Origin of the sequence: Paractinoplanes durhamensis, assembly GCF_016862175.1 — a bacterium.
In the GTDB taxonomy this organism is placed as follows: domain Bacteria; phylum Actinomycetota; class Actinomycetes; order Mycobacteriales; family Micromonosporaceae; genus Actinoplanes; species Actinoplanes durhamensis.
Map to the genome: position 1 here is coordinate 45,176 of NZ_BOML01000035.1, position 20,933 is coordinate 66,108.

At 70.5% G+C, this 20,933-nt stretch carries 26 protein-coding genes; 20 read left to right on the top strand and 6 right to left on the bottom strand.

All coding sequences use genetic code 11. The annotated features are described in order from the left end of the window. Positions 1-170: 170 nt before the first annotated feature. Genes Adu01nite_RS21530 through Adu01nite_RS21560 form a run of 8 tightly spaced genes read left to right on the top strand, consistent with a single transcriptional unit; the run spans position 171 to position 7,070 of the window. Positions 171-1,502 carry an extracellular solute-binding protein gene (locus Adu01nite_RS21530; RefSeq protein ID WP_203728718.1) on the top strand — a complete coding sequence of 444 codons (1,332 nt, stop codon included), beginning with the start codon at positions 171-173 and terminating at the stop codon, positions 1,500-1,502. A gap of 14 nt (positions 1,503-1,516) precedes the next feature. After that, positions 1,517-2,392 (top strand): carbohydrate ABC transporter permease, encoded by an 876-nt coding sequence (locus Adu01nite_RS21535; RefSeq protein WP_239132600.1) that lies wholly within the window; start codon positions 1,517-1,519, stop codon positions 2,390-2,392. Continuing rightward, positions 2,392-3,255 carry a carbohydrate ABC transporter permease gene (locus Adu01nite_RS21540; RefSeq protein WP_203728720.1) on the top strand — a complete coding sequence of 288 codons (864 nt, stop codon included), beginning with the start codon at positions 2,392-2,394 and terminating at the stop codon, positions 3,253-3,255. The genes Adu01nite_RS21535 and Adu01nite_RS21540 overlap by 1 nt, the downstream gene beginning before the upstream one ends. Further along, entirely contained in the window at positions 3,252-4,148 is an 897-nt protein-coding gene (locus tag Adu01nite_RS21545; RefSeq protein ID WP_239132601.1) for a Gfo/Idh/MocA family protein, read from the top strand. Before Adu01nite_RS21540 ends, Adu01nite_RS21545 begins: the two co-directional genes overlap by 4 nt. A 12-nt stretch (positions 4,149-4,160) precedes the next feature. Further along, entirely contained in the window at positions 4,161-4,988 is an 828-nt protein-coding gene (locus tag Adu01nite_RS21550) for a sugar phosphate isomerase/epimerase family protein (protein ID WP_203728721.1), read from the top strand. Further along, positions 4,985-6,055: a Gfo/Idh/MocA family protein gene (locus Adu01nite_RS21555; protein WP_203728722.1), complete on the top strand. Its 1,071-nt coding sequence runs from the start codon at positions 4,985-4,987 to the stop codon at positions 6,053-6,055. Before Adu01nite_RS21550 ends, Adu01nite_RS21555 begins: the two co-directional genes overlap by 4 nt. Then, a complete protein-coding gene (locus Adu01nite_RS48525; RefSeq protein ID WP_275414683.1) occupies positions 6,052-6,177 on the top strand; it encodes a hypothetical protein in 126 nt (41 codons plus the stop codon). The genes Adu01nite_RS21555 and Adu01nite_RS48525 overlap by 4 nt, the downstream gene beginning before the upstream one ends. Beyond that, positions 6,174-7,070 carry a sugar phosphate isomerase/epimerase family protein gene (locus tag Adu01nite_RS21560; protein ID WP_203728723.1) on the top strand — a complete coding sequence of 299 codons (897 nt, stop codon included), beginning with the start codon at positions 6,174-6,176 and terminating at the stop codon, positions 7,068-7,070. Before Adu01nite_RS48525 ends, Adu01nite_RS21560 begins: the two co-directional genes overlap by 4 nt. Positions 7,071-7,147: 77 nt before the next feature. Here Adu01nite_RS21560 and Adu01nite_RS21565 read toward each other — a convergent pair whose 3' ends face one another. Then, on the bottom strand, positions 7,148-8,305 hold the full coding sequence (locus tag Adu01nite_RS21565; RefSeq protein WP_203728724.1) for a LacI family DNA-binding transcriptional regulator: 1,158 nt from the start codon (positions 8,303-8,305) through the stop codon (positions 7,148-7,150). A gap of 162 nt (positions 8,306-8,467) precedes the next feature. Between Adu01nite_RS21565 and Adu01nite_RS21570 the strand changes: the two genes are divergently transcribed. The 12 genes from Adu01nite_RS21570 (at position 8,468) to Adu01nite_RS21625 (ending at position 17,497) form a co-directional block, all read left to right on the top strand. Continuing rightward, entirely contained in the window at positions 8,468-8,899 is a 432-nt protein-coding gene (locus Adu01nite_RS21570; RefSeq protein ID WP_203728725.1) for a fluoride efflux transporter FluC, read from the top strand. Further along, complete coding sequence (crcB, locus tag Adu01nite_RS21575; RefSeq protein ID WP_203728726.1) at positions 8,896-9,255, top strand: fluoride efflux transporter CrcB; 360 nt, start codon at positions 8,896-8,898, stop codon at positions 9,253-9,255. The genes Adu01nite_RS21570 and crcB overlap by 4 nt, the downstream gene beginning before the upstream one ends. Positions 9,256-9,330: 75 nt before the next feature. Then, positions 9,331-9,897: a DUF4956 domain-containing protein gene (locus tag Adu01nite_RS21580; protein WP_203728727.1), complete on the top strand. Its 567-nt coding sequence runs from the start codon at positions 9,331-9,333 to the stop codon at positions 9,895-9,897. Further along, positions 9,894-10,661: a polyphosphate polymerase domain-containing protein gene (locus Adu01nite_RS21585; RefSeq protein WP_239132602.1), complete on the top strand. Its 768-nt coding sequence runs from the start codon at positions 9,894-9,896 to the stop codon at positions 10,659-10,661. The genes Adu01nite_RS21580 and Adu01nite_RS21585 overlap by 4 nt, the downstream gene beginning before the upstream one ends. A 2-nt stretch (positions 10,662-10,663) precedes the next feature. Continuing rightward, positions 10,664-12,439, top strand: coding sequence for a carbohydrate-binding domain-containing protein (locus tag Adu01nite_RS21590; RefSeq protein ID WP_239132603.1), 1,776 nt, complete (start codon positions 10,664-10,666; stop codon positions 12,437-12,439). An 87-nt stretch (positions 12,440-12,526) separates the two neighbouring features. Further along, positions 12,527-12,835: an HPF/RaiA family ribosome-associated protein gene (locus tag Adu01nite_RS21595; RefSeq protein WP_203728729.1), complete on the top strand. Its 309-nt coding sequence runs from the start codon at positions 12,527-12,529 to the stop codon at positions 12,833-12,835. Then, positions 12,832-13,242: a hypothetical protein gene (locus Adu01nite_RS21600; protein ID WP_203728730.1), complete on the top strand. Its 411-nt coding sequence runs from the start codon at positions 12,832-12,834 to the stop codon at positions 13,240-13,242. Before Adu01nite_RS21595 ends, Adu01nite_RS21600 begins: the two co-directional genes overlap by 4 nt. Then, positions 13,230-13,706, top strand: a complete 477-nt coding sequence (locus Adu01nite_RS21605; RefSeq protein WP_203728731.1) for a Crp/Fnr family transcriptional regulator — start codon at positions 13,230-13,232, stop codon at positions 13,704-13,706. The genes Adu01nite_RS21600 and Adu01nite_RS21605 overlap by 13 nt, the downstream gene beginning before the upstream one ends. Before the next feature lie 167 nt (positions 13,707-13,873). Further along, positions 13,874-15,325, top strand: coding sequence for an ATP-binding cassette domain-containing protein (locus tag Adu01nite_RS21610; protein ID WP_203728732.1), 1,452 nt, complete (start codon positions 13,874-13,876; stop codon positions 15,323-15,325). A 38-nt stretch (positions 15,326-15,363) separates the two neighbouring features. After that, complete coding sequence (locus tag Adu01nite_RS21615; RefSeq protein ID WP_203728733.1) at positions 15,364-16,050, top strand: hypothetical protein; 687 nt, start codon at positions 15,364-15,366, stop codon at positions 16,048-16,050. After that, positions 16,047-16,403 carry a transcriptional regulator gene (locus Adu01nite_RS21620; protein ID WP_379127574.1) on the top strand — a complete coding sequence of 119 codons (357 nt, stop codon included), beginning with the start codon at positions 16,047-16,049 and terminating at the stop codon, positions 16,401-16,403. Before Adu01nite_RS21615 ends, Adu01nite_RS21620 begins: the two co-directional genes overlap by 4 nt. Then, complete coding sequence (locus Adu01nite_RS21625) at positions 16,400-17,497, top strand: alpha/beta hydrolase family protein (protein ID WP_203728735.1); 1,098 nt, start codon at positions 16,400-16,402, stop codon at positions 17,495-17,497. The genes Adu01nite_RS21620 and Adu01nite_RS21625 overlap by 4 nt, the downstream gene beginning before the upstream one ends. Here the strand turns inward: Adu01nite_RS21625 and Adu01nite_RS21630 are convergent. The 5 genes from Adu01nite_RS21630 to Adu01nite_RS21650 all read right to left on the bottom strand — a co-directional run bounded on the left by Adu01nite_RS21630 (position 17,490) and on the right by Adu01nite_RS21650 (position 20,917). Further along, positions 17,490-17,813, bottom strand: coding sequence for a hypothetical protein (locus Adu01nite_RS21630; RefSeq protein ID WP_203728736.1), 324 nt, complete (start codon positions 17,811-17,813; stop codon positions 17,490-17,492). The genes Adu01nite_RS21625 and Adu01nite_RS21630 overlap by 8 nt on opposite strands. Further along, positions 17,810-18,115 carry a hypothetical protein gene (locus Adu01nite_RS21635; protein WP_203728737.1) on the bottom strand — a complete coding sequence of 102 codons (306 nt, stop codon included), beginning with the start codon at positions 18,113-18,115 and terminating at the stop codon, positions 17,810-17,812. The genes Adu01nite_RS21630 and Adu01nite_RS21635 overlap by 4 nt, the downstream gene beginning before the upstream one ends. A 246-nt stretch (positions 18,116-18,361) precedes the next feature. After that, positions 18,362-19,543, bottom strand: a complete 1,182-nt coding sequence (locus Adu01nite_RS21640; RefSeq protein WP_239132604.1) for a winged helix DNA-binding domain-containing protein — start codon at positions 19,541-19,543, stop codon at positions 18,362-18,364. Beyond that, positions 19,540-20,670, bottom strand: a complete 1,131-nt coding sequence (locus tag Adu01nite_RS21645) for an epoxide hydrolase family protein (protein ID WP_203728738.1) — start codon at positions 20,668-20,670, stop codon at positions 19,540-19,542. The genes Adu01nite_RS21640 and Adu01nite_RS21645 overlap by 4 nt, the downstream gene beginning before the upstream one ends. 10 nt (positions 20,671-20,680) lie before the next feature. After that, on the bottom strand, positions 20,681-20,917 hold the full coding sequence (locus Adu01nite_RS21650; RefSeq protein WP_203728739.1) for a hypothetical protein: 237 nt from the start codon (positions 20,915-20,917) through the stop codon (positions 20,681-20,683). Between the last annotated feature and the right edge of the window lie 16 nt (positions 20,918-20,933).

The following is a 20,933-nucleotide window of genomic DNA, read 5'->3' on the forward strand; positions in this document are numbered from 1 at the left end:
CCGGACGTGGTCGTTCGACGCGGACGACCACCTTGACGCCATCTCCGGATCCTGGAAGAGCCGGCGGAAACAAGGGCAACAAATGGCAACTGATTGCGTGGCCGCATCGGCCGGGGAAACCATCAGCCAGGCAGTGACGTGGGTCACTGCGTGCGGCGAAGGAGATCCCCATGCGATCCGGACGGATGCGGTTGGCGATGGCGCTTACCGGTGTGACCACTCTCGTCGCCGCGCTTGCGGCCTGCGGTGGCGGGGATGACGGTGGCGGGGACGGCAAGACCCTCAACGTCCTGATCGGAGCCAACACCCAATATCCGGAAGAATTCGCGGCCTGGCAGAAGACGATCAGTGACAAGTTCAAGGCGCAGACCGGCGCGACGGTGAAATTCGAGCAGTTCGCCAGCGCCAACGATGAACTGACGAAAATTCAGACCTCCGTCGTCTCCGGCAGCGGGCCCGATGTGTACGCGGTGGGCACCACCTTCACGCCGACGGCGTACTCGACCGGCGCCTTCGTGAAAATGGGCGACGCGGAGTGGCAGAAGGTCGGCGGCAAGGACAAGTTCAATCCGGCCACGCTCGGCATCTCCGGGCCGGACGCGAGCAACCAGATCGGCATCCCGTGGGTCAGCCGGCCGTTCGTGATGGCCTACAACACCGAGCTGCTGAAAGCGGCCGGCATCGCCAAACCGGCGACCACCTGGGACGAGCTGACCCAGCAGGCCAAGCAATTGACCAAGGGTGACCAGTACGGCCTGGCGGTCGCCTACAAGGACAACTTCGACCCGTGGAAGTTCGTCTGGGGCATGTCGGTGCAGGCCGGTAACCCGCTCGTCGACGGCAAGACGGCGAGGCTGGAAGACCCGGCGGTATTGAAGGCCTACGAGACGTATTTCGGGTGGCTGGCCACCGACAAGGTGGTCGATCCGGCCGCCGTCGGCTGGACCAATCCGCAGGCGGTCGCCGCGTTCGCCAAGGGCAAGACCGGCTATTTCCTGCTGACCACCACGACCGCCACCAACTCGCTCGATCAGGGTGCGGTGAAAGGCAAATGGGCGTTCGCGTTGCTGCCGACCGTGCCGCCGGGCGCGACCTCCCGGCCGGCCAATGGGGTCGAGGCGGCCAGCATTCTGTCCGGTGACAACCTTCTGGTCGCCGACTACTCCAAGAACAAGGACCTTGCGTTCGAGTACGTCAAACTGGTCACCGATTCCGAGACCCAGCTGGACTATTACCAGAAGTTCGGCAACCTCCCGGCCAACGCCGCGGCCCTGCAGTCGCTCGCTTCCGACCAGAAGCTCGCGCCGGTGACCGAGGCGGCGCAGAAGTCGGTGGCGACGCCGTTCACCGGTGCCTGGGGTGACATCCAGCTGGCGCTGACCAACGTGGCCGTGCAGTCGCTGCCCGACCTGGCCAAGGGTTCGATCCCGCCGGCGACGATCAGCACCCGCCTCGCCGACGCGCAGAAGAAAGCCCAGTCGGCGCTCGACCGGGCCAAGTAATGCCGGGCCGAGCAGTGCGGGCGAAAGCCAAGGAGCGCCCGCTCTGGCTGCTGACGCCGGGCGGCCTCCTGATGGTGCTGGTCATCCTGATCCCGCTGGCTCTGGCCCTGTGGATAAGTCTGATCGACCTCGACCAGTACACGCTGCGGCGGTGGATCGAGGCGCCGTTCATCGGGCTCGGGAACTACACCGAGGCGTTCAGCTCGGGTCTGCTGCATTCGATCTGGATCAGCGTCTCGTTCGCGGTGCTGTCCACCGTGGCGACCGTGCCGATCGGGATCGCCGCCGCGCTGGTCACCCAGAACGCATACCGGGGGCGCGGGCTGGTGCGGGCGGTGTTCCTCATCCCGTACGTGTTGCCGTCGTTCGTGGTCGCCACCGTCTGGCGGACCATGCTGCAACCGGATGGCGTGGTCAACGAGTGGCTGCACCGGACCGGCACGCTGTGGCTGAGCGGCCCCCACTCGTACTGGACGCTGATTCTGGTCGAGATCTGGGCGGCCTGGCCGTTCATCTATCTGATGGCGCTGGCCGCGCTGCAGTCGGTCGATCATGAGGTGCACGAGGCGTCGGCGGTGGACGGTGCGACCTGGTGGCCGAAGCTGCGGTCGGTGATCCTGCCCTACCTGCGCGGGCCGGTGCTGCTGGCCTGCCTGCTCGCCACGCTCAACCACATCAACAACTTCACGCTGCCGTTCGTCCTGTTCGGATCGCCGGCGCCGGACGACGTCAACGTGCTGCCGATGATCGTCTACGTGACCAGCTTCCAGAGCCTGCGGTTCGGGCTGAGCGCGGCGATGGCGGTGCTGTCGCTGGTGCTGATCGCGATTCCGCTCTTCGTCTACCTGCGCGCGGTGCGGCTGGACGTCCACGAGGAAGGGGGCCGCTGATGAGCGCGTCCGCGGAGGCCACCCGGCTGCTGCCGAGAAGCCTGCTGATCTCGATCACGACGGTGCTGGTGGCGGTGGTCCTGCTCCCGGTCGGCTACATCGTGCTCGCCTCGCTGAACAGCGATGTGGGGGTCGCGTCCGGCGAGTTCTGGCCGAGCAGCTTCAGCCTGAACAGCTACGACAAGATCTGGACCACCGCCGACCTGTCCACCGGCATCGTGAACAGCCTGATCGTCTGCGCGGCGACCGCGATCGCATCGGCGCTTCTCGGCACCATCACGGCGTACGTCCTGGTCCGTTATTCGTTCTTCGGTCGTTTGACCATCCTGCGTGGGCTGGTCGGCCTGCAGAGCATTCCGGGCACGCTGATGCTGCTGCCGGTGTTCGTGCTGTTCTCGTCGGCCGGCAACTATCTGGGGCTGACCGTGATCGGCACACGCTGGGGGCTGTTCCTCGCGTACCTGACGTTCGCCCTGCCGTTCTCCACCTGGGTGATGGTCACCTACCTGCGTGGCCTGCCGCGCGAGCTGGAGGAGGCGGCCCGCACCGACGGCGCGTCCACCCTGGTCATCCTGTGGCGGATCATCTTCCCGCTGAGCCTGCCGGCGATCGTGGTGGCCGGCATCTTCGCCTTCCTGCTGGGCTGGAACGACGTGCTGTTCGCGTCGGTGCTGACCCGGCCGGAGACGCACACGGCCGCGGTCGCCCTGCAGGTGTTCGGTTCGGCGCAGGAGGGCGGAGCGCTGCCGGTCTACTCGCAGATGATGGCGGCCGCGCTGATCTGCGCGGCCCCGGTGGTGCTGCTCTACCTGATCTTCCAGCGCTATCTCGTCGGCGGTCTGACCGCGGGTGGCGTCAAGTGAGGGTGGCGGTGATCGGCCGCGGGGACGTCTCGGTCGTGCACCTGGCCGCGATCGAGAAGCTCGGCGCCGAGTTGGTCGGCGGTTTGGACGACCGGCCGGACGTTGTCCACATCTGCACGCCGCACGACCAGCACGTGCCGATCGCGATCGAGGCCCTGGAGCGCGGCATACACGTGCTGTTGGAGAAGCCGGTCGCCCACACGGTCGAGGAGGCGGCGAAGCTGGTCGTCGCTGCTTCAGAACACCCCGCCCAGCGAATCGGAATTTGCCTCCAGAACCGCTACAACCGCAGTTCACAAGCGGCCAGGGACCTCCTGAGCAGCGGTTCGCTGGGCAGGATCTACGGCGGCTCGGCCACGGTGCTGTGGCACCGCGAACCGAATTACTATTCCAGCAAGCCGTGGCGGGGGATAAAGGCGCGAAGCGGCGGCGGGGTCCTGATAAATCAGGCCATCCACACGCTCGACCTGCTCGAATGGCTGCTCGGCGACGTCGTCGGCCTGACCGGGCACACCGGCCGCTACGACCCCGAGCTCAAGATCGACGTCGAGGACACCGCGCATGCCCGGCTCGAACACGCCGGCGGCGCTCGCAGCGTCTTCTTCGCCACCGTCACCAACGTCGCCGATACCCCCGTCACCATCGAGATCAACACCGAGCGGGCCACCCTGCTGATCCGCGACGGCCTGACCATCCGGCACGCCGACGGCCGCGTCGAGACGATTTCCGAACAACAACCGAGCGCCGGCCGCGCCTACTGGGGCGCCTCGCACGAGGCCCTGATCGCCGACTTCTACCGAACCCTGATTAACCCCGAACCGTTCTGGATCGGCCCCGAGGAGGGCCGGAAATCCCTGCACCTGGTCAGCGAGATCTACCGACTGAACACCTGAAGGGCAACGCCGATGTGGACTCTCTCCGGCTTCTCCGACGAGATCTCCCCCGACTTCACCGAACAGTGCGAGGTCGCCACCAGCCTCGGTCTCCGCCACCTGGAGGTGCGCAGCGCCTGGGACGTCAACATCCTCGACCTGACCCCCGACCAGCGAAAAACGTTGAAACAGACCTTGCTTGCGTACGGCCTGGGCGTGTCCAGCATCGGCTCGCCGATCGGGAAGATCTTCATCGACGAGGACTTCGCGCCGCACCTCGACCGGATGCGCCACGCCGCCGAGGTGGCGCACGAGCTGCATGCCCCGTACATCCGGATCTTCTCGTTCTTCCTGCGCCCCGGCGCCGACCCGGCCGAGCACCGCGCCGAGGTGATCGACCGGATGCGGGCGCTGGTGCGGGTGGCCGAGGACGCCGACCTGATCCTGCTGCACGAGAACGAGAAGCAGATCTACGGCGACGTGCCGGCCCGCTGCCTGGACCTGATCCGCTCGGTGGGTTCGCCGTACCTGCGGCTGGCCTGGGACCCGGCCAACTTCGTGCAGGTCGGCGTACGCCCGTTCACCGACGGCTACGCGATGCTGCGCCCGCACGTCGAGTACATCCAGATCAAGGACGCCCACGCGGCGGACGGCACGGTGGTGCCGGCCGGCCAGGGCGACGGCGAGGTGGCCGCCACCATCCGGGCGCTGCGCCACGACGGCTTCGACGGTTTCTTCTCCCTGGAGCCCCACCTGGCCGCCGGCCACGCCACCGGCGGTTTTTCGGGCCCGGAGCTGTTCCGCACGGCCTGGCAGGCCTTCACCAACATCCTGAAAACCGAGGGGATTGAGTACGCGTGAGCGAACGAACCGAGGTTCCGAAGTTCGCGATCGTCGGCGCCGGTGTCATCGGCAAGCACCACGGCGCGGTTCTCGGCCAGCTGGCCGGGCGGGCCGAGCTGGTCGCGGTGGCCGACGTCGAGTTCGAGCGGGCCGAACGTCTGGCGGCCGAGCGCGGCGGACGTCCGTACCCGTCGATGACCGCCGCCCTCGCCGCGGAACAGATCGACGTGGTGGTGGTCTGCACGCCGACCGGGCGGCACGGCGAGGTCGCGATCGAGGCCCTCGCGGCCGACAAGCACGTGATCCTGGAGAAGCCCGCGGAGATCACGGTGGAGCGCACCGACGAGATCATCCGGGTACAGCAGAAGGCCGGGACCCTGGTCACGGTGATCTCGCAGCACCGCTTCGACCCGGCCACCGAGCAGACCCTGGCCGCGATCGACCGTGGCGAGTTCGGCCGGCTCACCTCCGGCATCGCGTCGATCGACTGGTGGCGGGGCCAGAGCTACTACGACTCCGGCGACTGGCGCGGCACCTGGGACCTCGACGGCGGCGGCGCGCTGATGAACCAGGGCGTCCACACGGTCGACCTGCTGATCGCCGCGCTGGGCCGCCCGATCGAGGTGTTCGCCTACACCGGAACCCTCGCCCACCAGCGGATCGAGGTCGAGGACGTGGCGGTCGGCCTGGTCCGCTTCGCATCCGGCGCGCTCGGCGTGCTGCACGCGACGACCGCGGCCTACCCGGGCCTGAGTGCCCGTTTGCAGGTGCACGGCGACCGCGGATCAGCGGTGATCGACAACGACGAGATGGCGTTCTTCCACGCGACGCCGGCCGGCACCGACCCGGAGGAAAAGATGATGGGCAAAGCACAGCCGACTTCCGGCGGCAGCGGCGACACCGCCGCCGCCAGCAACCCGGGCCGGCTGAACGACTCACACCGCCGGCAATACCTGAATTTCCTCGGCGCCTTGGCCGGCACCGAAAAGCTGCGGGTGGACCTGCCGACCAACCGCCAGGCGATAGCGGTGATCACCGGTGCCTACGAGTCGGCCCGGACCGGACGACCGGTGGCGCTGTCATGAGCCGGATCGCTGCGACAGCCGGCGCCGACCGGCCGGCCGTCGGCCCCCGCATGAGTCGGGTCGAGGTCATGACCAGCGCCGACAAGCCCGCCCGCAGCCGGCGGGCGGTGGCCCTCGGATGAGCCGGATCGCCGCTAACCCCATTCCCTACTGGGCTTCGGCCGGCAAGACGCGTGCGGTGTTCGCCGAAGCGTTCGCCGACTTTCGGGAGATCGGCTTCACCGCGGTCAAGGCGGACGTGCCCGACGGCATGACCGCGGCGGGCTACCGGCAGTGGATCGACGGCTACGGCCTCGACCCCTCGCTGAGCCTGTTCAACTCGCCGTTCGACGAGACCGTCGTGCTCGCCGACGAGATCGAGCGGGCCAAGCAGTTCGCCGCCGTCCAGGTCGAGCTCGGCCTCGACCGCACGATGATCTCCTCGATGTCCCGCCCGGAGCGCCTCGCGGAACCGGCCGTCGGCGCCGGTTTCGACGAAGGCCGGTTAACCCGGGCGATCGACTTCTGCGGCGAGATCTGCCGAGTGCTGCAGGCCGAGGGCCTGCGACCACTGCACCACTCACACGTGGGCGGCATCTTCGAAACCGAATCCGAATTAACCAGACTCCTCGACGACCTCGGCCCGGACGTGATCGGCCTCGGCCCGGACACCGGCCACCTGCGCTGGGCCGGGGTGGACCCGGCGGCGTTCATCCGACGATACGCCGACCGCCTGGGCGGCCTCCACCTGAAGGACGTCTTCCCCGACCACCTCGGCGGCCCGCTCGCCGACCGCGCCCCCGATCATGCCGGTGTCCCGCTCTCCTATCGCGACGCCACGTCGTCCAAGCGGCTCTGGGCCGAGCCGGGCCTCGGCGTCGTCGACTTCGACGCGGTGCTGGCCGCGATCCCGGCCGACTACGACGGCGACTTCATGATCGAGGTCGACGAGCCGAGCGTGGAGTCGAAGAAGGAGTCCCACCGCATGTCCTTCGCGTGGGCGCAGAAAGCACTCGCCGGCCGCATCGGCCCATGACCAGCAGCGCGGCCACCAAGGTCCGGCGGGCGACGATTCCCGGCTACCCCGACCCGCCGGCGGGCGACGATTCCCGGCTACCGCGACCCGCCGGCAGCCGGGTTCGCCTCCGCACTCGGCATCCCGGCCACGCCGCCACCCGTAACGGCCGGCATCGCCGCCGCACCCGGCATCCCGGCCACGCCGCCACCCGTGACGGCCGGATTTGCCGTCGGGCCGGGCCTTCTGGTTGTGCCGCGCGCCGGTGACGTGCTGCGTGGGCGGGCCGTCGACTCGCGCACCACCAGCCGGACCGGCAGCACGAGAGGCTGGCCGCTGGGCCGGGCGCCCTGGGCCACCGCGATGCAGTTGCGCACGCCGGTGAAGCCCATCCGGTAGAGCGGCGACGCGATCGTGGTCAACGGCGGCTCGACCAACTCGTCGAAGACGATGTTGTCGAAGCCGATCACGCTCACCTGCTCCGGCACGCTCAGCCCGAGCTGTCGCAGGCCCTTGACGATGCCGATGGCCAGCTGGTCGTTGTAGGCCTGCACGGCCGTCGCGGCCTGCTCGGCGACCCGCAGTGCGGCGTGCCGGCCGGCCAGCACGGTCGGCTCGTACGGGCCGATCCGGCGCACCTCCAGGCCCAGCTCGGCCGCCGCCTGCCGTAATGACCGCCAGCGCACCCCGTCCGACCAGCTGGTCTCCGGGCCGGCCACGTAGGTGATCCGGTCGTGCCCGAGGCCGGCCAGGTGCTCGGCCGCCCGGCGGATCCCCCGCTGCGCGTCGTTGAGCACGCAGGACGCCTCCGGCAGAATCCGGTTGAGCAGCACGATCGCCTTCTGCTTGGCCACCATCCGCAGCGCCGAGTCGGTCATTCGCGAACTGGCGATCACCACCCCGTCGACCTGGGCCAGCTCGCGCTCGATCGTCTCCCGCTCCACCTTCGGCGATTCGTTGGTGTGCGACAGGATCAGCTGGCAGCCGGCTTCCCGCGCCGCCTCGTAGGCGCCCTTGATGATGTCGCCGTAGAACGGGTTGGTCACGTCCGCCACCACCAGCGCGATCGCGTTCTGGGTGACGTTGGCGGGCCGCAGCCGGGCCGCCGCGGTGCGGTAGCCGAGGACCTCGGCCGCCCGGAAGATCCGCTGGGCGGTCTCGGTGTTGACCCGCCCGGGCCGCGCATAGGCCCGCGACACGGTCGAGGCGGACACCTCCGCCACACGCGCCACGTCGTAGATCGTCGGGCGACCCATATCAAGGATGTTAAATGCGTAACCACGCATTCGCTGCCCGCGCGCCGCTCTCCCGCGAACGGCGGTTAACCTACGAGTACGGCGGTGGGGCCCGCCGACCCCCAGGGGTGAACCGCATCGATGCCAACGGTCCCTGCCAGTCAACCCTGGTAGGGAGATGCGATGGATCCCGATGTCGATCTGCATGTGCCGGCGCAGCGCCGGGAGCTGGACCTTGCGGTTCTCGCGGCGATCTCGGCCGGTGGCGTTCTCGGGGCGCTCGCCCGCTACGGCGTCGCGGCGGCCTGGCCGCATCCGGCCGGCGGCTTCCCCTGGTCGACGCTGCTGATCAACGTGTCGGGCTGTTTCCTGATCGGCGTCCTCATGGTGATCGTGACCCGGGTGACGCCGCAGCAGCGGCTGCTGCGGCCGTTCGCCGGCGTCGGCGTCCTCGGCGGCTACACGACCTTCTCCACCTACATCGTCGACATCTACAGGACGACACCGTGGGCCGCGCTGGCCTACCTCGGCATCACGCTGGTCGGGGCGATGACCGCGGTCTGGGCCGGCGCCGAGCTGGCGGACCGAGCGACGAACCGGCTGGTGAAGCGATGACCCTGCTGCTGGTGGCGATCGGCGCCGCGATCGGCGCGCCGCTGCGTTATCTCACCGATCGGGCGGTCCAGCGGCGGCACGAGTCGGCGTTCCCGTGGGGCACGATGACCGTCAACGTGGTGGGCTCGTTCGTGCTCGGCCTACTCACGGCCATTCCGGCCGACCCGGCCTTCACCGCGCTGCTGGGCACCGGCTTCTGCGGCGCGCTCACCACGTATTCGACGTTCAGCTACGAGACCCTGCGGCTGACCCAGGACGGCAACCGCTTCCACGCGGCCGCCAACGTCATCGTCTCGGTGGTGGCCGGGCTCGGCGCCGCCGCGATCGGGCTGATCCTGGGGCGGGCGGTCAGCTGAACGGAAGATGGACGCGTGGTGAACGACACAGGCTGAGAACAGCTGGTTCACAGACGCCCCAGGCGTAATGGGGCGGTGAGTCAATTCCTGGCCGTCGTGGTCGATATCGTCGCCATCGCCCTGCTGACCTTCGGCATCTACTTCCCCCGGCATCACCGGCGCGATCTGGTCACCGCGTTCCTCGGGGTCAACATCGGCGTGCTGGCCACCGCGATGGTGCTCGGCTCGTCGACCGTCGGTGCCGGGCTCGGACTCGGGCTCTTCGGCGTGCTGTCGATCATCCGGCTGCGGTCCAACGAGATCGCCCAGCACGAGGTGGCGTACTACTTCGCCGCGCTCGCGCTCGGCCTGCTGGCCGGCCTCGGCGCCGAGGTGAACCCGATGATTGCCGGCCTGATGGTGCTGATCATCGCGGCGCTCTGGGTGGGCGACCACCCGCGGCTGTTCCAGCGCTACCGGCAACGGACAGTCACGCTCGATGCCGCCTACCTCGACGACGATGCGCTGCGTGAGCACCTGGAGATGCTCCTCAAGGGCCGGATCGTCAACCTCTCGGTGCGCAGCGTCGACCTGGTCAACGACACCACCGTGGTCGACGTCCGATATGTCCAGACCGGCGTGCGCGAGACGGTGCCGGCATGATCACCACGGACCTGGTGGCCGGCCTAGCCCCGATCGGCCTCGACGAGCTCGTCGAGCGGGCGAGCCTGCTGACCCGCATCGACCGGAAATACCTGCTGCCGGCCAGCTCACTCCCGGTGATCCTGGGCGGGTTACCGCGCGACGCGAGCGTCCTCGAGATCGGCGGAAGCCGTCACTTCGCGTACCGATCCGAGTATTTCGACACGCCCGGCCTGGACAGCTACCTGACCACCGCGCAGCGGCGACGCCGCCGCTTCAAGCTGCGTATCCGCAGCTATCTCGACTCCGACCTGCATCTCCTGGAGATCAAGACGCGGGGCGCGCGCGGAGCGACGGTCAAGCATCGATTTCCGTACGCCGGGGACGGCGTCACGCTTTCCACGGAGATGCTCGATCACGCCGTACGCTCCCTGAAAGCCTCTCGGGTCACCTTGCGTGACCCTCGCTTCGAAGCCGTGATCACCACCCGCTTCGAGCGCATCACCCTGCTCCTGCCGTCGACCGGCAGCCGGGCGACGATCGACCGCGACCTGACCTGGACCCTCCCGGACGGCAGCTCGCTGCACCTGCCGGACCGGGTGATCGTCGAGACGAAGTCGCCGCGCGGCGCGTCCCCGCTGGACCGGCTGCTCTGGTCGTTGTCGCACCGGCCGTGCCCGATCTCCAAGTACGCCACCGGGATGGCCGCGCTGCGCCCCGAACTGCCGGACAACCGGTGGCACCGCATCCTGCGTCAGCATTTCGCCCTTTCGGAAGCGAGTTGATCATGAAAAGGCGTCTCGGTACCGCGGTCTTCTCGGCGGCCCTCGCCGCCGCCGTCCTGGCCGGCTGCTCCTCCTCCAGCGACTCCTCGGCCACCAGCACGGCCACGTCGAGCACCGCCGCCGTCGCCGTGCAGAGCGCGAAGGACGTTCTCGCCGCCGACCAGGAGGTCCATTCCGCCGCTACCACCGGTGATGCGGTCACCATCACGCTCAGCGGCACCTCCGCGTCCACGTCGGCGACCGCCGGGGTGAAGATCGACCGCTCGACGGTGACCATCTCCGCGGCCGGCACCTACCGGATCTCCGGGACGCTCAGCGACGGGCAGATCGTCGTGACCGCGGCCGACGCCACCGTGGTGCTCATCCTCGACGGCGCGCACATCACCAGCTCCACCACCGCCGCGATCGGCGCCACCGAGGTCGACCAGCTCGACGTCGTCCTCGCCGACGGCAGCACCAACACCCTGACCGACGCCACGTCGTACGCCGAGGACGCCGACGTGAACGCGGCCCTGTTCAGCGCGGGCGACCTGACCATCTCCGGGGCCGGCGCGCTGACCGTCAACGGCCGCGGCAACGACGCGATCAGCAGCAAGGACGGCCTGCTCGTCACGGCCGGCACGATCACCGTGGTGGCCAAGGACGACGGGCTGCGCGGCAAGGACTACCTCGTGATCACCGGCGGGTCGATCACGGTCTCGGCCGGCGGCGACGGGCTCAAGGCCGACAACGAGGACGACGCCGACGCCGGGTACATCGCGATCTCCGGCGGCACGATCAAGGTCACCGCGGGCGGGGACGGCGCCGACGCCGCCACCGACCTGGTGCTGACCGGCGGGACCGTCGAGGTCACCGCGGGCGGCGGCAGCGGCAACTCGCCCACCGACGACACGTCCACCAAGGGCCTCAAGTCCGGGGTGATCACCGTCCTGGAGGGCGGCACGGCCACCGTGGACGCCGCCGACGACGCGGTGCACAGCGACGGCGTGGTCCGGCTCAGCGGGGTGAAGCTGACCGCGGCCGGCGGCGACGACGGCGTGCACGCCGACCAGACCCTGCAGATCGACGACGGCACGGTCACCGTGACCAAGTCGAACGAGGGCATCGAGGCCGCCGACATCCTGGTCAACGGCGGCACCACGTCGATCACGTCCAGCGACGACGGCCTGAACGCGGCCGGCGGTTCCACCTCCTCCTCGGATCAGGGCGGCGGAAACCAAGGCCCCGGTGGCGGCGGCGAGGAGGTCGGTGACTTCACCGCCACCATCGCCGGCGGGACGCTGATCATCAACGCCGAGGGGGACGGCCTCGACTCGAACGGTACGGCCACGATCAGCGGCGGCACCGTCGTCGTGAACGGCCCGACCAACGGCGGCAACGGCGCGCTCGACGTCAACGGCAGCTTCACCATCAGCGGTGGCGTGCTGGTCGCGGCCGGCTCGTCCGGCATGGCGGTCGCGCCCGGCACCGACTCGACCCAGGGCTGGCTGTCGGCCACGCTCGACGCGACCGTCCCGGCCGGCACCACCCTGCAGATCACCGACAGCGACGGCAAGATCCTGGCCACGTTCGTGACCAGCAAGGACATCCAGAACATCGTCTACTCGTCGTCGTCGATCAAGTCCGGTTCGACGTACGACGTGTACTCCGGCGGCACCGCGTCCGGCAGCAGCACCGGTGGCCTGGCCGCCGGCGGCAAACTCGGCTCGGCGACGAAGCTGACCACGGTGACGGCCGGCGAGGCCCCGGCCGGCGGCGGTTTCGGCCGGGGACGGTGAGTCCTTCGGCCCTATTGAGGCCCACTTCTGGCAGCGATCATCGAAGTGAGCCCGGAAACGGGCCGGGCGATCTCGCAAGGAGGGGCCATGGAACGCGACGAGCTGGTCATTCACCCTCAGGTGCACACCCACGGCACGGTTCCGACGGACGCAGCTGAGTACGCCGTCGGCAAGCTGACCGCCGCGCTGCACCACGCGCCCGCGCCGGTCTTGCGCGCGGAGCTGACCCTCGAAGCGGAAGCCCCCGGCGACCGCGTGGACGCGCACGTCGACGTGAACGGCGCCGGTGTTCACGTGCACGCGGTCGGCGAGACGTTCCAGGAAGCGACCGACCTGATGCAGGACAGGCTGCGGTCGCGACTGCGCCGGATACGTCGCCGCCCCTCACGGCGATGACGGCGCGAAAGGCGGTGACCGCCGGGGTCCTCTCGTTCCTCGGCGTCACCGCCGTCGGGGGCGGGGTGGCGATCCTGGTGGGCGCCACCCCACCTTCGTCGTGGCTCGACAACGTGCCACTGATCTCCGGATGGACGATCCCCGGCCTGGTCCTGGCGCTCGGCTTCGGCGCCGGGTCGCTGCTGGTCACCTGGGGTGTGCTGCGCGGTCTCCGGTGGTCGCGCGCCGCCGTCCTGCTGGACGGCCTCGGCCTGGTCGTCTGGATCGCCCTGGAGATCGCCTATCTCCCGCAGACGTCCTGGCTGCAATGGCTGTACGCGGCAGCCGGGCTCGCCCTGCTGCTCCTGGCAGCGGTTCCGAACAGGCTCGCAGCGTTACCGAACAGGAGAGAGCCATGCCGTCGCTGAGTGTCTTCGACCTGCTGGCCGTGCACGACTTCGTCGCCGACCTGCCGGGTGACTGGATTCACCGGCTCGCCGCGTGCGGTCATCCCGTCTACTACGGAGCCGGCCACCGCCTGTTCCGCGAGGATGGCACCGCCGACCGGTTCTGGCTGCTGCACAAGGGCGAGGTGGCGATCGACTTCTACGTGCCGGGCCGCGGCGACATCGTGATCGAGAAGGTCGGGCCGCGTACGCTGATCGGCTGGTCCTGGCTGAACGTCCCGTACCGCTGGCAGTTCGGCGCGGTCGTCGCCGAGGACATCCGGGCGGTCGAGTTCGACGCGGCCGCGGTCCGCAACCTGATCAACGAGGATCCCGAGTTCGGCCGCGAGCTGACCACCCGCATCCTGCGGGTGACCGCCGAACGCCTGCAGGCGTCCCGGCACCGCCTGGTCGAGCTGTACGCCTACCCCACGGTGAGTCCCTGACCGGATATTCTGCTTCGCATGCATGTGGGCATCGCTCTGCTGAAGCCGTGGTCCAGCCGCTGACGGCGGCCGGACCACTCTTCTGATCTGTTCCGCCGTCCTGGCGTTCCGGCCGGGCGGTGATCGACGCTGCCCGGCTCCCATGACGAGCCGAGAGCAGAAACCCCATGTTTGTGAAAGCTGAGCACGTCCGCGTCGCCCTGGGCGACCGCATCGTCCTGTCCGACGTCAGCGTGACCGTCTCCACCGGTTCCCGGCTGGCGATCGTCGGCGAGAACGGCCGCGGCAAGACCACCCTCCTGCACGTGCTGGCCGGGCTGCGCGAGCCCGACCAGGGCACCGTGCAGCGCGCCGGCACGATCGGCGTGATCCAGCAGGAGCTGCCGGCCGGGCCGGCCGAGACGGTGGGCACCCTGATCGCCGGCGCGATCCGGCCGTCCGTGCAGGCGCTGCACGCCCTCGACGAGGCCACCACTCAGCTGGTCGACGGCGTTTCCGGGGCCGAGGAGGCGTACGCCGCGGCGCTGGAGGCCGCCACCGGGCTGGACGCCTGGGACGCCGAGCGCCGTCTCGACGTCGCGCTGGCCGGCCTCGACGCCTGCACCGACCGGGACCGGCCGCTGGCCACGCTGTCGGTGGGTCAGCGTTACCGGGTACGCCTGGCCTGCGTGCTCGGCGCCCACCACGACATCCTGCTGCTGGACGAGCCGACCAACCACCTCGACGCGGCCGGCCTGGCCTTCCTGACCGCCCGGCTGCGGCAGCACCCCGGCGGCCTGGCGGTGGTGACGCACGACCGCGCCCTGCTGCGCGACGTCGCCACCGAGTTCCTCGACCTCGACCCGAGCGAGGACGGCCGGCCCCGGCTGCACGCCGGCGGCTACCCCGGCTGGCAGGAGGGTCGCGCCCGGCTGTGGGCGAGCTGGCTTGCCACGTACGAGGCGCAGCAGGCCGAACACGAGCGCCTCCGGGTGGCCGTCACCGAGGCCCGGGACCGGCTCAGCACCGGGTGGCGTCCCGACAAGGGCACCGGCCGGCACCAGCGACAGAGCCGGGCACCGGGGGTCGTCCAGGCCCTGCGCCGCCGCCAGGATGACCTCGACGAGCATCGGATCACGGTGCCCGTACCGCCGAAACCTTTCCTTTGGCCGGACCCGGGCACTCGACCCGGCGTACCCCTCGTCAATTGCTCTGAGGTGACCGTGACCGGCCGTCTGAGCCGGGCCGTTTCCCTGGATCTGGCCGGCGGCAGCCGCCTGCTGGTGACCGGACCGAACGGGGCCGGCAAATCGACGCTGCTGGCCGCGCTGGCCCGGGAGCTCGACGTGTCCACCGGCGAGATCAAGCACCTGTCCGAGGCCCGGATCGGTTACCTGGCCCAGGAAACCGACCCGGCCGACCGGTTGTCGCCGGGCCAGCGGCGGCGCCGGCACCTGACCGCGTTGCTGGCGTCGCACCCGAACCTGCTGATCCTCGACGAACCCACCAATCACCTGTCCGCATCGCTCGTCGACGACCTGACCAGGGCTCTGCTCAGCACGACCGCCGCGGTGGTGGTCGCCACCCACGACCGCCAGATGCTCGCCGACCTGTCGGGGTGGCCGATGCTGCGAATCTGACGCTTGCACCAATAGGTTTGCTGTGGAAACCTATTGGCATGACCACTGAATCGGCGCCAGCAGCCGGCGATCCCCGCCGGCTGCTGGCCGACATGCGCACCCTCGCCCATCGGGTGCGGCTCGACCAGCGGATGACCTGGAGTGCGCTGCTGGTGCTGGCCGCGGCGACGCTCGTCGCGATCCCGTTCGACTGGTTCGGCATGAAGCTGGACTGCGCGCCCGACGGCAGTTGTGCGTATGCGCGGCGGGGCATGCTCTATTACTGGCCGTGGGCGATGCTCCTGGCCTACGCGGCGATCGCCTTCCTCCACGTGCGGGCCGCCCGGGCGCGGGGGCTGGGCAGCCGCGTCTGGCCGTATGCGATCACCGGCGCCGTGACCACCGTCGTGTTCCCCGGTGCCTGGGTGGCGCTGGCGGTGTATTTCTCGAACCATCCGTACCCGGAGGGCCCGCTCCCCTACTGGTGGTATGTGCTGGATCGCCTGGTCATGCCGTGGGGCATGATCGGCGTGACCCTGCTGGTGCTGGCCTGGCTCGAACGCAACGTCGCGCTGCTGCTGTTCACCGTCGGCTACCTGGTGCTGGTGCTGCTGGTGCTGCCGATGAGCGACGGCACCCGGCTGGTGCACTGGGGCGGGCTCCGGGCGCAGATGGCGGTGCCGCAGCTCATCGTCGGTGTGGTGCTGCTGCTGGGCGCTCTCGGCTTCCGGCGACGGCAACGGTGACGGCCGTGACTCCCACCGAGAGCTCAGACGCCGCGCACCCGGTCAACGGTCTCGACGAGGTCGTCCACCAACGGGTCCGGCTGGGGATTCTCACCATCACGCACGAGGCCCGCCGGGTCGAGTTCGGCTATTTGCGTACGCAACTGGAGCTGACCGCCGGCAACCTTTCCAAGCACTTGAGCGTGTTGGAGGAAGCGGGCCTGATCGAGATCGAGAAGGGCTACGAGGGCAAGCGCGGCCGCACCTGGATCACCCTGACCGCGGCCGGCAACACCGCACTCATCGAGGAGATCGGGCGACTCAAACAGCTGATCGCCCGGGTAGAGACCGCCGACCCGACGGAGGACCGATGACTCTGACCCGCCGACGTCTGCTCACCGCCGCGCTCGCGACCGGGGTCGCCGTACCGCTCGGCAGTGGATGGCCGGCCGCGGCGCAGGCCGCCGCCCGGCTCACCCTGCCGGCCCCGACCGGGCCGCATCCGGTCGACACCGTGCCGCTCCACCTGATCGACCGGGCCCGCCATCGCGAAATGATGGTCAGCGTCTGGTATCCGGCCCGCAACGTCGGGCGGTTCCCGGTGACGCCGTGGCTGACCGCCGCGCCGTTGCGGGAGCTGCTCGCCTCCGCCGACATCGACATCGATGTCGCCGCGCCACTGACCGCCGGCCACGAGGGGGCGCCGGCACTCGTCGGCACCGGCCGGCGACCGGTGGTCGTGTTCTCGCACGGCGCCGGCGGGCACCGGTCGGAGACCACCATCGTGGTGCAGGAACTCGCCAGCCACGGCTACGTGGTGGTCACCGTGGACCATCCGGACGACTCATACAGCGAGTTCCCCGACGGCCGGCTCACCGTGCCCGACGACGACGTGTCGGTCACGCCCTGGGACCACGCCCACGACATCCTGTTCGTCCTCGACCGCATCGAGGACCTGGCCGCCGGCCTGGGCGTCATGATCGACCCGCGCCGGATCGGCATGTACGGCTGGTCGAAAGGCGCGACCGCGACCGCCCTGGTGATGAACTCCGACCGGCGGGTGCTGGCCGGGCTCAGCCTCGACGGCCCGATGCAGTCCGTCCCCTTTGCCACCGAGATCGACCGGCCGTTCATGCTGCTGACCGCGGAGTTCACCCGAACCACCGAGGACTCCGGCGTCGCCGAGTTCTGGCCGCTGCTGCACGGCTGGCGGCGCGAGATCCACGCCGAGGGCGGCCTGCACGGCGCCTATTGCGACCACCAGTGGCTGCTGCCGCAGCTGGCGGCGATCACCGGGATGAGCGACGAGGACCTGGCCGACTGGATCGGCACCCTGGCCCCGGCCCGGGCGGTGCGCATCCAGCAGGCATACCCGCTGGCCTTCTTCGACCTGCACCTGCGCCACCAGCGACAGCCCCTGCTGGATGGCCCGAGCCGCGCTTTCCCGGAGATGCGATTCGTCAGCTGACGATCAGCGATCCGTCCCGCACGTGCCAGGTCGCCTCGTCGCCGCGCTCGTCGGTGATCAGGAGCTGGCCGGCGGGGCGGTCGCCGTCGTCGGCCGGCGGCATCGCGGCCAGCTCGGTGATCTGGGCGCGGAGCCAGGGCAGCGCGCCTTCGCGGATGTCGCCGCCGTAGAAGAGATACAGCGCTGATGGGAAGCCCAGCCGCTCGAGTAGAGGTCGTGGTGGTGCCGGCCGATGATCTCCTCCGCGGCGGCCCGCTGCTTGAAGTCGATCTCCAGCCAGCCGCGGGCCGAGGCGTACATCCCCATGGCGTTTCACTGTAGGGGGTCGGGCAGGCCCTGCTCCCAGCGCTCGCGGCGCTCCTCGATGGCCTGCTCCCACCACGGGGTGCCACGCTCACCGAGGGCGACCTTGGCGGCCTGCACCCGGGCCCGGGCCGGCGCCGGGTCCTCCCCCGCCCGCAGCTTCACACCGACGTCGCGCCGGGCGGCCATCAGCACCCGCCGCAGCACCGCGGCAACATCCTCCGGAATGGCGGGATCAGTGGCCCGCCAGCGGCGCCCGTCGATGACGACAAAACGCCCGCCCTCGGTACTCGCCGGCCCGCCCTGACCTGCCATTCCGTCTCCGATCCACGCCGTTGACCACAGTATGGGCAGGCGTCGGCGGGTCAGCCTGGCGGCGCCGCGCGGGGCGGGTGAAGCCTTCATGATCAACACAACTTTCAGGATGTTGGGGCCTCAACAGGGCTGGAAGGCCCCGACATCCTGGAAATGGTGTTGATCTAGGCCGCAGAAACCAGCGTGCCGAGTGCGGCAGCAGCTGGCGGCCGCCAGGTGGCGGCGGAATCTGCGGGCGGCTGCCGGTCAGCTTTGCGACGCAAGCTTCATCGCGGCCGAGGCGTACACGCTGGAGACCCGGAAGCCGCCCAGCCAGCCGGTCAATCGCGACGCCTCGGCGTCGAGCGCTCGGCGCTCGGCCGCCGCGACCTTCTCCAGCAGGCGCAACTCGACGACGCCGGCCTGGTCCTGCACCCAGCAGCCGACCACCCGGCCGTTCACCCAGGCGGTGGTGCCGGCGTTGCCGGTGCGGTCGAAGAGCGGGTCGCGGTGCGGGCCCAGGTAGAAGTCGCGGCCCTGCCAGCCCATCACGGTCGGGTCGAGCACCGGCAGCAGCGCCGCCCACGGCCCGGGGTCGGCGACCTCGGCGACGTCGTCGGGCAGCAGCCAGCCGGTGGCGCCGTGGTCGAGGGTCACCGGCACCGCGCCGAGTGCGGCCAGGGCGGCCCGCACCACCGCCTTGGTGGAGCCGAGCCACCAGACCAGGTCGTCCTCGGTGCCGGGGCCGAAGCTGTAGAGCCAGCGGCGGATGATCTCGCGGTAGCCGTCGGCCGCGTCCAGCGATGGGGGCACCGCGCCGAGCCAGTCGCCCATCCGGGTCCAGCGGGGGCGGGACACGTGCCAGCCGCCGGTGTTGGTGCCGCGCACGAGGTCGGCGGTCAGGCCCAGGTGGGTGACCACCCGGGCGGCGCCCCAGACGTTGCCGGCCCCGACCGCCACCTTTACGTCGAGCATCGGGACCGCCCGGCGGATCTCGGCGGCCGGCAGGCCGTCCGGGAAGGACTCCAGGGCGGCCAGCACCTCGGCCCGGGCCTGGTCCAGCCATCTGTCGCCGTCGGTGGTGAGGCCGGCCAGGACCGCGCCCTTCGCCATCCGGGCCCGTTCGGTGCCGGCCACCCGGGCGGAGGCGCTGGGCCACACCGCGGGGAGCAGGTCGCGCGGGAAGACGAACAGGGTGCGGCGCATGGCCAGCTGTTTCACCAGGCTGCGGTCGTCGTAGAGGGCCCGGTCGAGGTCGGCCGGCTTGACGCCGTCGACCCGGGCCCAGGTGGACAGGTAGACGGTGGCGGGCTCGGTCGCGTGCAGCACGGTCATCGCGCGGGTCGCGGCCTCCGGGGACGCGACCCGGAAGCCGGGGGCGAGGGCATGCCGGACGGCGAGCCGGGCGCGGCGTTCGGCGTCGGAGACCCGGCGCAGCGGGGCGGTCATCTCGCGGCGCCGCGGTACGGGCGGAAGAACTCGCGCAGTTCCGCGGCGTACAGCTCGGGCTCCTCGAAGGCCGCGAAGTGGCCGCCGCGTGCGGGCTCGGTGACCCGGACGGTGTTGGCGGTGCGGTCGAGCCAGGCCCGCGGCGGGCGGACGATGTCGGCGGGGAACAGCGCGAACCCGGACGGGACCTCGACCCGGCGGGCCAGTTGGGCGGGCGGGATCGCGGCGTTGGCCCGGTACATTCGCATCGACGACCCGATCGTGCCGGTCAGCCAGTAGATCATCACGTTGGTGAGGACCTGGTCCTCGGTGAAGAAGGAGCCGTCGCTCCACGACCGCATCTTCTCGACGATCCAGGCGGCCAGGCCGGCCGGCGAGTCGGTGAGGCCGACCGCGGCGGTCTGCGGCTTGGTGCGGTGCATCGCGGCGTACGCACCCTCGGCCGCGCCCCAGCCCGCCGCGCCGGCCAGCCACTCCCGCTCCGCAACGGTCAGCTCGGCGGGGTCGGTGCCGGGGGCGGGCAGGCCGGCGTCGGTGCGGTGCACGGCCACCACCCGGTCGGGGTGGTCGAGCGCCAGGTAGCGGCTCACGTGGCTGCCGATGTCGCCGCCGGCCGCGCCGAACCGCTGGTAACCCAGCACCGCCATCAGCTCGGCCCACAGCCCGGCGACGGCGATCGAGTCGAGGGCGGCGCCGGCCGGGCGGTCCGAATAGCCGTAGCCGGGCATGTCGGGGACGATCACGTCGAACGCGTCGGCCGGGTCGGCGCCGTGCGCGCCGGGGTCGGTGAGCAGGTCGATGACCTTCGTGTAGCGCCAGAACGAGTCGGGCCAGCCGTGGCTGAGGATCAGCGGGAGGGCCGGGCCGGCCGCGCGGGCGTGCACGAAGTGGATGCCGAGGCCGCCGAGGGTGAGCCGGAAGTGCGGGAAGCGGGCCAGTTCCTTCTCGCGGGCCGGCCAGTCGAACCCGTCCGCCCAGTAGGCGACCAGCTCGCGCAGGTAGCCGACGTCGGTGCCGAGCGACCAGCCGGCGTCCTCCGGCTGGTCGGGCCAGCGGGTGGCGCGCAGCCGGGCGCGAAGGTCGTCGAGGACCGCGGGCGGGGTGCTGAGCTGGAACGGAACCGGCATGGTCCTGACCCTACTGATAGGCGCGTTCCGGCAACCGGTAGAGCTCGGCGTACGAGCCGCCCGCCGCCATCACCGCCGCGACCTGCCCGCTTCCTTGACCGAACAGGGCCGCGGTCAACCGGCCGACCGCGACGGCCGGCCCGGCCGGCAGCACGGACCGGACAAGCTGGAGTGCCACGAGCGCGACCGTCAGCCCCCGGCCGCCGCGCGGCAGGAGGCGCAGCAGTCGCAGGCGCTCGTTGAGCATCGCCAACCCCCGTACG

Bases quoted from the DNA above. Each gene is read 5' to 3' on its own strand.
- Adu01nite_RS21635 (WP_203728737.1), bottom strand. From the start codon at position 18,115: ATGGCAGGTCAGGGCGGGCCGGCGAGTACCGAGGGCGGGCGTTTTGTC.
- Adu01nite_RS21570 (WP_203728725.1), top strand. From the start codon at position 8,468: ATGGATCCCGATGTCGATCTGCATGTGCCGGCGCAGCGCCGGGAGCTG.
- Adu01nite_RS48525 (WP_275414683.1), top strand. From the start codon at position 6,052: ATGAGCCGGATCGCTGCGACAGCCGGCGCCGACCGGCCGGCCGTCGGC.
- Adu01nite_RS21610 (WP_203728732.1), top strand. From the start codon at position 13,874: ATGTTTGTGAAAGCTGAGCACGTCCGCGTCGCCCTGGGCGACCGCATC.
- Adu01nite_RS21645 (WP_203728738.1), bottom strand. From the start codon at position 20,670: ATGCCGGTTCCGTTCCAGCTCAGCACCCCGCCCGCGGTCCTCGACGAC.
- Adu01nite_RS21640 (WP_239132604.1), bottom strand. From the start codon at position 19,543: ATGACCGCCCCGCTGCGCCGGGTCTCCGACGCCGAACGCCGCGCCCGG.
- Adu01nite_RS21625 (WP_203728735.1), top strand. From the start codon at position 16,400: ATGACTCTGACCCGCCGACGTCTGCTCACCGCCGCGCTCGCGACCGGG.
- Adu01nite_RS21595 (WP_203728729.1), top strand. From the start codon at position 12,527: ATGGAACGCGACGAGCTGGTCATTCACCCTCAGGTGCACACCCACGGC.
- Adu01nite_RS21550 (WP_203728721.1), top strand. From the start codon at position 4,161: ATGTGGACTCTCTCCGGCTTCTCCGACGAGATCTCCCCCGACTTCACC.
- Adu01nite_RS21590 (WP_239132603.1), top strand. From the start codon at position 10,664: ATGAAAAGGCGTCTCGGTACCGCGGTCTTCTCGGCGGCCCTCGCCGCC.
- Adu01nite_RS21605 (WP_203728731.1), top strand. From the start codon at position 13,230: ATGCCGTCGCTGAGTGTCTTCGACCTGCTGGCCGTGCACGACTTCGTC.
- Adu01nite_RS21650 (WP_203728739.1), bottom strand. From the start codon at position 20,917: ATGCTCAACGAGCGCCTGCGACTGCTGCGCCTCCTGCCGCGCGGCGGC.
- Adu01nite_RS21615 (WP_203728733.1), top strand. From the start codon at position 15,364: ATGACCACTGAATCGGCGCCAGCAGCCGGCGATCCCCGCCGGCTGCTG.
- Adu01nite_RS21560 (WP_203728723.1), top strand. From the start codon at position 6,174: ATGAGCCGGATCGCCGCTAACCCCATTCCCTACTGGGCTTCGGCCGGC.
- Adu01nite_RS21585 (WP_239132602.1), top strand. From the start codon at position 9,894: ATGATCACCACGGACCTGGTGGCCGGCCTAGCCCCGATCGGCCTCGAC.
- Adu01nite_RS21530 (WP_203728718.1), top strand. From the start codon at position 171: ATGCGATCCGGACGGATGCGGTTGGCGATGGCGCTTACCGGTGTGACC.
- Adu01nite_RS21600 (WP_203728730.1), top strand. From the start codon at position 12,832: ATGACGGCGCGAAAGGCGGTGACCGCCGGGGTCCTCTCGTTCCTCGGC.
- Adu01nite_RS21540 (WP_203728720.1), top strand. From the start codon at position 2,392: ATGAGCGCGTCCGCGGAGGCCACCCGGCTGCTGCCGAGAAGCCTGCTG.
- Adu01nite_RS21565 (WP_203728724.1), bottom strand. From the start codon at position 8,305: ATGGGTCGCCCGACGATCTACGACGTGGCGCGTGTGGCGGAGGTGTCC.
- crcB (WP_203728726.1), top strand. From the start codon at position 8,896: ATGACCCTGCTGCTGGTGGCGATCGGCGCCGCGATCGGCGCGCCGCTG.